Below are 636 nucleotides of genomic sequence, written 5' to 3' on the forward strand. Positions count from 1 at the left end.
TGGACGTGGTCAAGGAGCTCGCCGAGCGTGCCCGCGTGGCCGAGCGGGCGCTGCGCGCCCAGCGCGCCGCGGCCGAGAGCAAGAAGCGTCCGCAGATCCGCGTGCGCGCCTCGGTGCAGCCGACCTTCGTGCGCTTCGTGTTCGAGATGCCCGACGGCGTCGGCGTCTCCTCCGTGCTCAACGAGCAGAAGCTCACGCTCGCTTTCAACGCCAACCTCAATTTCGATCTGGCTGACGCAATCGTCGCGGCGCCGCCGAACGTCGCCTCGATCAAGCAGAAGGCCGATCTCGACCAGACCAATGTCGAGATCGCGCTGATCGGCGATTCCGACGTGCATTCGTTCCGCGACGAGAAGAACTACGTCGTCGACGTCTCCTTCCAGCCCGACAAGGGCAAGACGGCGGCTACGCCCGAGGCGGCGATCGCGCAGATGAAGCCTGCCGGTCACGGACCGGCGCCTGCGCCGGACAAGCCCGCGGCCGAGAAGCCGAAGGATGCCCATCGCGAGATCACGCCGCCGACATCTGAGGCGATCGCGCGCGACGCCAAGGTCGATGTGAAGCCTGAGGTGAAGCCGGAAGCGCCCGCCGCGATGCCGCCCGCTGACGCGCCGAAACCGGCGCCTGCGACCGAGG

At 68.4% G+C, this 636-nt stretch carries 1 pseudogene; it reads left to right on the forward strand.

Going from position 1 to position 636, the window contains the following annotated elements:
• Window positions 1–636: pseudogene (locus MOV74_RS39830) on the forward strand (tetratricopeptide repeat protein); the annotation flags it as partial.

Origin of the sequence: Bradyrhizobium sp. SHOUNA76, assembly GCF_023006445.1 — a bacterium.
Classification (GTDB): domain Bacteria; phylum Pseudomonadota; class Alphaproteobacteria; order Rhizobiales; family Xanthobacteraceae; genus Bradyrhizobium.